This is a genomic window from Aminobacter sp. J41, from assembly GCF_000526635.1.
In the GTDB taxonomy this organism is placed as follows: Bacteria; Pseudomonadota; Alphaproteobacteria; order Rhizobiales; family Rhizobiaceae; genus Aerobium.
Map to the genome: position 1 here is coordinate 1 of NZ_JAGL01000063.1, position 8,244 is coordinate 8,244.

Below are 8,244 nucleotides of genomic sequence, written 5' to 3' on the forward strand. Positions count from 1 at the left end.
GGATGTCCGCTTGCAAGCCCGACGAGACAGCCTGCCGGACGCTCGGAGATGCTCCACCGATCAAGAAGCGGGGATGGTCCTCCCACAAGTTCTTCGACAGGCGTGCCCTGGCTGATCCGTTCCATCTCGGCTGCAAGCGCACGAATGCGGCGAGTGTTGTCTCAAAGGCGGCCCCTTGATCAGGAGAACGAGGGTCGAACTTCAGCATTCGAAAAAGTTCCTTCTGTTAGCGTGTGAAAGCTCCGCCGAGCTCTGATCGGCACCGAAGCCAAGGGCTCGTCGTGTTCAATGCCGATTGCAAAGCTGTCGGCTGTTGCCCTTGGTCGTTGGCGCCAGGCGCACAACCATAGCAACATGCGTCGCCTGTCTGCGCGTTGTTGAGAGGCAGAGTGTAGTCGGGGAAAACTTCCAGGGCGGAGCTTTTGGTGGATGTCGAATGAAGGTGGAAGATCCACTTCCATTCCGACGTCACGACGGCGTACAGGCGATCCGCAACTGGGGACGCGCGGGGCAGCTTTCAGGAATCTGCCCGCGCTGTACCAGCCACCTCCACACCACGACGGCGGCAGCATTGCCTGCATCAACCTGCGCGATCAGCCCGGTAATGACACGAGGGGGAATCGGCACCTGGCGGGTCGCCGAGATGCGGGCAAATCGGATCGCCAGTCCAACTGCCTTCGCTGCGACGTCAAGCGGCTCCGGGGAGGTTTCGCAGGAGCATGAGATGCTGCGGCCGGAGCGGATGCGCATGATGCAGGCCCTGGTGTGCCCAGCTGCTTCAAGCACAGCCGCGACCGGGCTGTCGGCGAAAAAACCAGATACAGCGTCCTCTGCATGGTCCATCCCTGAAGCCGGACGAATAGCGGACACATCATGGGCAGCGTCGCGGCTTGCACCGAGGAAAGCCTCCCGATGTGGCTGCTGCGCTGACTGAGGCGTCTGCGGGAATGGGATGATCATATTGTTCATGGCAAAAAGCTCCTATGGCGCAGCGAGCACGCATGGTATGATGGTCGAGATTTGAGGTTGAGGCTGGTTGCTGAGACGGTGTTAAGGGACTTCGCCGCGCGCGAATCCAACGAGGATCGGCCGCTGGTCCGACCGCACATCTATCCCGCGGCCTCTGCCGGCACGAGCTCCGCTGCGTTTCCCGGTCAATACAGTCTCAACGTCATCTTCCAAGGCGCGGCGCGCCCCTTCGTCGACAAGACCAGCTACCGCATGTTCAGACCCCTCCCCTGACGTGATCGCGTTGTCGAGAGCGACATCGTCGATGCCGTCTACGTCATCAGCCCCAAAGCCGCCGCGAATATCGACGTCGCCGATCGCGCGAAGACAGGCCGCTCGGATCTCCTCCTGAACGCGTTGGGCAAAATTTGCCCGAAGCTCCAGCAGCGCTTCTCCAGCATCGGGCACGCCGATCAGTTCACCGATCTCATCAAGCGCAAAGATCCCGCTCCGGCGATCGCGGCGTTCGCTAGAGCCATCGATGATGGCGATCTCAACGGACGTCACCCCTGCAACCCGGCCTTCAATATGAAGCCAGTCCGCGGCAATCAGCGCTGCGGCCATCATGCGCTCGCGCAGGGCGACAAGCCTGCGCTCCTGATAGGTGGCAAGCGAACGTTTGACGTCGAGGATCAGAGCCGAGTGCTTGGCGTGATCGACGATGAACAGATCCGGCGTGTAGGTGGTCCTGTAGTGCACCTCGGAGCGCAGCCTGAGACCCTTGAGAGCATCCCAGCCATTGCGCTTCAGCATCTCGACCGCGGCAGGCACGATCGGCAGCGCTGTCTCGGCAGGCATGAGTGTCAGCGCGGGATTTTCCGACGCAAGACGCGCAACGCCAAGTGCGAGGAGCTTGCCCTCGTGATAGGTGACGGCACGGACCAGGGAGTTGAGTTCGGCGAAGGGCCCGAACACCTGATCTGCCCGTTCACCTGCGACAAGGATCGTGCCGATAGCATCCTCGATCAGGAGATCGAAGTCGGCATCGCGGCTACCATCGGCATGGGCACCGCCACCACCTCTGTTTCCGATGCCTGCCTGAGCGGTCACGTCCCTGCCCGCGTTGTTTCGGGGAGCACTTGCTCCCGGACGGGACGCAGCACGCCCCTCGCCTGCTCCAGCATTTCGGTCCGTCGCCCGGTGGTTGAGACAGGGCTCGTCCCTGGCGGATGCCACCGACGTACGACAACGGCTGCGTGGTGCCTGAACGTCGGCGACTTGCGCTCCTCTGGCGGCGCGAGGAACGGTCGTCGCACACACGTGACGGGTCGGCCGCTCGTTGACGGCTTGGATTACTGACATGGGTCTCTCCTGAAGGCTCTGAAGGTGCTGGACGCCGTACGCGTGCGTCAGGCCGCGACCCTCAGCAGATCGAGATCACCGCCCTCGTCTTCGACAAAGGATGCATCGCCCACCAACTCGGATGCGACGGTCCTGATGACACCGCAGTTGCTGACGTGCAGCAGATTGGCAAGCGCTCGTTCTGCAGCCCGTGCTCGGGCATTCGCTTCGTCCAGAGCAAGCAACAGAGCTGCGACAGCAGAGAGCTGCCCGATGGTCAGGTCGGCAAGCTCCAGTGTGACGTCGCCAACTTGCGCAGCAAACGCTTCGGCTGCTGCAAGCTGGGGGCTCGCAGTGCCGCGGCCTTCATTCCGGTGAGACTTCAGAGTAACGGTAGACATAGCCCAAGACCTCCAATCAGGTTGCGGGTCAGGCCTTCGTTGATGCGCCAACATCGACGGAGGCCGTCTTACGCGGCAGGACCGCCCCGCCGCCAAGATCACCCTGGCAGGATCCGCAGGAGATCTGAGCCCCTAATTTTCGGGATCTCGAATTTTTCGCGATCGAATGGTTAACGGGCGGCGTCGGCAGCATGATCAACCACCCACTGGCGATCAGCGGGAGACCACGCTAATATACGAACGTATATCGATCCGTTTTATATACGAACGCATATCATCCGAGGTCTTGTGGCAGCTACCATGAAGATCAAAACGACTAGGGATATCGGCCTCCTGATGAAGGAGGCCCGCGCCCGCAGAGGCCTTTCGCAGGCTGCGCTGGCGAAGATGATCAATTCGACCCAGACGTGGGTATCCTGGGTCGAGAATGGCAAGCCAACGGCCGAGATCGGCAGTGTGCTGCTGGCGCTGTCGACCCTCGGCGTGGAGATGGATTTCAGGCTTCCTCCCGCGCCAACGTCTGCCGCTGATGATGGTGTTGATCTGCCTGATGATGACGACGACGTCCCATACAAGCTTTAGCCGACGGTGACCCCATGACCCGCCCGGCCGACATCCTCGACGTCCATATTGCTGGCAAACCCGCAGGCGAGCTTCGCCAGCTGCCGAACGGCAAGCTTTCGTTCTCCTATCTCGACGAATGGATGGACAGCCCCGTAGCGATCCCCCTCTCCCTGTCCATGCCGACAATCGCCAGGACCTACGAGGGCAAGGTCGTTGAGGCATTCTTGTGGGGGCTGCTGCCGGACAATGAGCAGACACTCTCTGGATGGTCACGTCGGTTCCAGGTCTCGGCGAGAAACCCGCTTGCCTTGCTCAAGCACGTCGGCCGCGATTGCGCGGGCGCTGTCGAGTTTCTCCCGCATGGCGAACCAGCATCGAGCGACGATGACGTCTTGTTCCTAACCGAGGAAGAGGTTGGCGAGCGGCTGCGCGAACTGCGAAAAGATGCTGCAGCGACCCGCCTTGTTGGCGATCCCGGGCAGTTCACCCTTGCCGGAGCACAGCCGAAGACGGCGCTCTATTTTGACAGCGACAGAGGCCGCTTGGGGATACCTCTCGGCAATGTACCCACGACCCACATCCTCAAGCCGCCGATGCCGCACCTTAACGGCTATGCGGAGAACGAACACTTCTGTCTGCGCCTTGCGCGCAAGCTTGGCCTGGACGTCGCACATAGCCAAGTCTTGGAATTCGCAGGGGAGAAGGCGCTCGTCGTCGAACGGTACGACCGTCGCAGGATCAACGGCCGGATCATCCGTATCCATCAGGAAGACATGTGCCAGGCGCTGTCGGTGATGCCGACGGGCAAGTACGAGACTCAAGACGGCCCCGGCATCGCTGCAATTTCCGCGAGAGTGCTGCCAGCCTCTATCGACCCAGTCCGCGACCGCCAGACTTTCCTCGCCGCGGTGATCTTCAACTGGATCATCGGCGGCACTGACGCGCACGCAAAGAACTACTCGATGCTGCTGGGACCTCAAGGCGACGCGCGCCTTGCACCACTCTACGACGTCTCCTCCATCCTCCCTCACCTTGGCAAAACAGAGGTCGACGCTCGGTTAAGCGACCTCAAGCTCTCAATGAGGATCGACAAGGTCTACTCGATCGAGGAGATCATGTCGCGCGACTGGGAGCGCTGCGCGACGTCGGCAAAGGTTGGCCGAGAATTCACGCTTAGGACCATCCGTCACCAGCTCGCGGTCATCCCGGACTTAGCAGCAGACTGCGCCCGAGAACTGAGGTCGGATGGGATCACCCACGAGATAGTCGGCCGTCTCGTCAACGCCATCGCAATGCGCGTCAGTGGCTTAGCGAGTCGCTACGGGGCGGAAGCCACAGCAGACTAGGCTCGCTGTCTAGCTGACGCAGCCCGAAACGGGGGGGCTATCAGACTAACTTGCTAGCCTCGTCTTACCTTTCGTAGGGAGGTCTTTCAGATAAGTTCGCCATAGTGCAGATGGGCGAGCATTTCGGGCTAGAACGTGTCCGTACGGCCGCTCGACCGAGATTTGAAGCGGTAATCCAACTCGCGAGACAGAGAATTATTCCCTAGTAGAAGGTCCGGGTCCTCGACAACCCCGCTTTTGCGTCAGCGCATTTGTTGCGATTGTAACGCTTAGGCTCTGAATTTCCCCCGCCTTAACGCACAGTTTGGGTTCCGCTTCTCCCGGTAGCCCGCTACCACCTGCCAGCGCGCTTAAGCTACTTGAGAAAACCATCAAAAGCTCCATGCCAGACAACCGGCTCAAAATTTGGAGTCCGTAAATGAGCTACACTGTCAACGGCCCTTTCCCCGCTTCGCATATATTCTATTTGCAGGAGGTCACGCCAGTCGCGGGAAAGCCGACCTATGCCAATCTCAAGGCCCGTCGACTTCCTCAGTGGCGGGGTGCACCCGCACCCCTGCGTGGACCGGGCATCTACGGTTTGTTCTGCAAGGAAAGGCTCTTCTACCTCGGCCTCTATGCGGGCGCGAACAAAAATCCATTCGGCTGCTCTGTTCTGGACCGCTGGTTCAAACACCTTACGTTTCAATCCCTTCGTGCTCCAGAACTCACCTTCGTGGCGTCCAATCTATATCGGCTCGTAAACGAAGAGAAAGGACCAGCCGTCGATGCCATCGTCGTGCCTCGGTGCCGAGATGTCGGCACCTGGACACACGAGCAATCGCCACTTGTCGGCAAACGCGGGCACGGCGCATGCACGAGCTATCATAAGGCCCGCTTCGCCGTGAGGAATTGGGATATCTTCGCTCCCGGCAACGAAGATCGCATGCTCTCCGAGGTTTCCTTTGTCTACGTCCGGTATGATGACGAAACTGCCAACTTGCTTCAGGGGGCTGATGATGCTGGCAAAGCGAAATGGGTGAAGAATAAATGGCTCCGCCCCCGAGAGTCGTATCTCATCGAGGTGCTCAAGCCGATCTGCAACAGCGAGTCATTGGTGTACCGCGACGACGTTGGCGTCGAGGAGTTTATTGCTTTGGTCCAGGAGCAGTTCGATCTCCCTCTCGCCGAGTTCATGTCGTCCTCCGCCCCTGGGCCAGCTTTCGAACAAGGGGATTTGGCGGACATCGGGGGCGCTGACCGTGTCGACGAGGAGGAGATCGATGAAGCCGGGCAGTCCGCAGGAGAGATCAGGTTCCGCCGTCGCCTGAACGAAAGCGGGGAAGCTCTGGTCACCGAGATCGACGAAAACCTTCCAGAAGGAATGGTCCTCGGCTTCACGGACCGACCTGCGCATCTGGCTGCGTCCGCAGGGAAGCGCCCGGAGGCGGGTCGTACTCATGCTGACTTCCATGGCGAGCGGCCGGATCAAGTGCGATGTTCCGCTAACGCCGGACATTTGCAGGCTAATCGGTGTAGATGCGGTGCCGGACGGCAGTCGGGCGAACAAGAGCTCCTTCGACTTCGATCCCGCCGAGGCTAATGCCGCCGTTCTCTTCGCACTCATGGGTGCAGCAGCAGGAAGAATCATTTCTTGACTGGCCCGCCGCGCCGACGTGATACCCGACCGCACTGTTACGAGAGACCCCGCAGATGGCCATGTCGATCGTCATTGGGGAGGTGAACAAGTGATCGACCAGCGATCAAGTTGACGTCGACAAATCTGCGATGACCAGAGCGGTGCACTAAAGAGCGGACGATCATCATGGCAGAGGAGATAATGCTCCTCGCGGCGTGCGTGCCCGGGCCCGACAGCCCGTATGAACTGGGACTTTGATGACTTAGAGTCGTCATTGAAGTAATGGGAGAGAAATACCTTTTGCGGCAGGTATTAATTCTAACTCTTGAAATTAAACGTGGTTAATACTTTACTATAACTCCACTCTGACCTCCGCAAGTGGCATCAGTGGATGTAAGCCTAAGCAGTTAACCGAAGCCCTTGCCCCGAGTAGTCACACTACCTGCTCGGGGCACCCCCTCGACTTCAGCATTGACCCGCACCAGCAGCTGCTCCACCCGTGCGCCGAAGCTTGGGCCATTGATCGGCCCGTTGAACACGCAGGGTGCGGTGAGCCAGTCATAGCGCAGCGCACCGACAAAGGTCAGCGTACGCCAGTGACCGTGCGGAGCATAGCCGCGGACACGCCTGCCGCGCGGCCCCCAGCCGCGCAGAGGGGCCATGTTGGTCTTCATCCAGGTTTCATCGATGAATACCAGCCTGCGCGGGTCGAGGCTGGACTGCATCTGCCGCCAGCGCTGCCGCCGGCGGGGGATGTCAGCGCGTGCCTGCTCGAGAGCGAACAGTGTTTTTTAACCGGAGCCCCTCGCGACGCAGGAACCGCCACATCGTGTCGTGCGAGACCTTCACCCCGCGCGCCGCCAACTCCTCCTTCAGCTGGTGGAGCATGAGTTGTGGCGTCTGGTTGATCCGCTCGACGATGAACGCCCGGTACGGCTCCAGCACAAACTTGCGGTACCCGCCCATCTTGGCAGGCGCAACTGATCCTGCTGCCCGGTAATGTTGCGACCATCTCACGGCCGACGAGACCGCAAGACCAAACCGCGCAGCCGCCGCCCGGCAGGTCGCGCCCGACGTGATTGCCTGCACCACACGTTCGCGAAGATTATTCGACACAGGTCGCGTCATCGATGCTGGCCTCCTCCCTCCAGCCAGCATCTTGAATCACGAAATCCACTAGACGGGAATCCCTATGGATTCGGAAAAAAACTGAACCGCTCTAGCGCGCAACCACCCAATCGAGCGACAGGGAAGCAGAACCAGGCATCAGGATCGATGAGCTCACTGTTTCGTTCGAGCGAAGTATTCATCCGGAGGGAACCTTTCCATCTATAGGAATTCCCAGTATGCGAGCTTTGACTTGAACGCGTTCATGTGCTCCTTCAAGGCAGGGAGCAATCATATATCCATGTTCAAGGTCCCCAAGCATCACCGACTGCGCCCGTGGTGATGCTAGCCAGTGCCACCCGATCAAAGCACAGATGACAGCGTCGAGCTTGTCTTGGTCGCTTTTCCTCGGCATTTGGCTGGAAAGGTGCTGATCAACCCAATGCCTAACATCGACTCCGATCAGTTGCCCAAACTTGGAGGTTGCCTGCAGGACGCTCTGCCAACCGCTCAGCGTGAAAGTGTGACGACGTCCGGGGTTGTAACGAGGAGCTCCGAGGCGTTGGCAGAAATTGGGCTCAATCCCAGCTAGCGCCAATGCCGGGAACACTTCCATGATGAAACAACCTTCTCGGGCAGTCCGGGATTGAACCGCGCCGGGATTGCCGGAGGCATTTTGGTTTGAGTCACGCTGCCATGGCCGGCTCTTCGAGCATAGCGTAGTAGCGTTCCTCGGCTTCGGTCGGCGGGATGTTGCCGATGGGCTCCAGCAGCCGGCGATTGTTGAACCAGTCGACCCATTCCAGCGTCGCGAACTCGACGGCCTCGAACGAGCGCCATGGCCCGCGTCGATGGATCACTTCGGTCTTGTACAGGCCGTTGATCGTCTCGGCGAGAGCGTTGTCGTAAGAGTCGCCGA

8 protein-coding genes and 1 pseudogene are annotated in these 8,244 nt (G+C 59.9%); 3 read left to right on the top strand and 6 right to left on the bottom strand.

Annotation, left to right across the window (positions count from 1 at the left end; genetic code table 11):
* The 4 genes from L630_RS23300 to L630_RS0119920 form a co-directional block, all read right to left on the bottom strand.
* A partial coding sequence (locus tag L630_RS23300; protein ID WP_034330485.1) for a hypothetical protein occupies positions 1–208 on the bottom strand: 208 nt, incomplete at its 3' end.
* Positions 209–468: 260 nt separating this feature from the next.
* Positions 469–969, bottom strand: a complete 501-nt coding sequence (locus tag L630_RS0119910; protein ID WP_024849946.1) for a hypothetical protein — start codon at positions 967–969, stop codon at positions 469–471.
* Between the two features lie 81 nt (positions 970–1,050).
* Positions 1,051–2,058, bottom strand: coding sequence for a hypothetical protein (locus L630_RS21925; RefSeq protein WP_024849947.1), 1,008 nt, complete (start codon positions 2,056–2,058; stop codon positions 1,051–1,053).
* 299 nt (positions 2,059–2,357) lie between these two features.
* Positions 2,358–2,690 (bottom strand): hypothetical protein, encoded by a 333-nt coding sequence (locus L630_RS0119920; RefSeq protein WP_024849948.1) that lies wholly within the window; start codon positions 2,688–2,690, stop codon positions 2,358–2,360.
* 300 nt (positions 2,691–2,990) lie between these two features.
* Here L630_RS0119920 and L630_RS22700 point away from each other — a divergent pair, with 300 nt between their 5' ends.
* The 3 genes from L630_RS22700 (at position 2,991) to L630_RS0119935 (ending at position 6,182) form a co-directional block, all read left to right on the top strand.
* Complete coding sequence (locus L630_RS22700) at positions 2,991–3,272, top strand: helix-turn-helix domain-containing protein (protein WP_024849949.1); 282 nt, start codon at positions 2,991–2,993, stop codon at positions 3,270–3,272.
* Between the two features lie 14 nt (positions 3,273–3,286).
* Entirely contained in the window at positions 3,287–4,600 is a 1,314-nt protein-coding gene (locus L630_RS0119930; protein WP_024849950.1) for a type II toxin-antitoxin system HipA family toxin, read from the top strand.
* A gap of 418 nt (positions 4,601–5,018) precedes the next feature.
* Positions 5,019–6,182 carry a hypothetical protein gene (locus tag L630_RS0119935; protein WP_024849951.1) on the top strand — a complete coding sequence of 388 codons (1,164 nt, stop codon included), beginning with the start codon at positions 5,019–5,021 and terminating at the stop codon, positions 6,180–6,182.
* A 551-nt stretch (positions 6,183–6,733) separates the two neighbouring features.
* On the opposite strand, the pseudogene L630_RS22705 reads toward L630_RS0119935, so the two are convergent.
* Together L630_RS22705 and L630_RS0119950 are read right to left on the bottom strand one after the other, a co-directional pair.
* Positions 6,734–7,346 (bottom strand): annotated as a pseudogene (locus L630_RS22705) (IS630 family transposase); the annotation flags it as partial.
* Between the two features lie 665 nt (positions 7,347–8,011).
* A partial coding sequence (locus tag L630_RS0119950; RefSeq protein ID WP_024849954.1) for an integrase core domain-containing protein occupies positions 8,012–8,244 on the bottom strand: 233 nt, incomplete at its 5' end.

Coding starts and splice junctions, on each gene's coding strand:
- L630_RS0119910 (WP_024849946.1), bottom strand. CDS start 969: ATGAACAATATGATCATCCCATTCCCGCAGACGCCTCAGTCAGCGCAG.
- L630_RS0119920 (WP_024849948.1), bottom strand. CDS start 2,690: ATGTCTACCGTTACTCTGAAGTCTCACCGGAATGAAGGCCGCGGCACT.
- L630_RS22700 (WP_024849949.1), top strand. CDS start 2,991: ATGAAGATCAAAACGACTAGGGATATCGGCCTCCTGATGAAGGAGGCC.
- L630_RS0119930 (WP_024849950.1), top strand. CDS start 3,287: ATGACCCGCCCGGCCGACATCCTCGACGTCCATATTGCTGGCAAACCC.
- L630_RS0119935 (WP_024849951.1), top strand. CDS start 5,019: ATGAGCTACACTGTCAACGGCCCTTTCCCCGCTTCGCATATATTCTAT.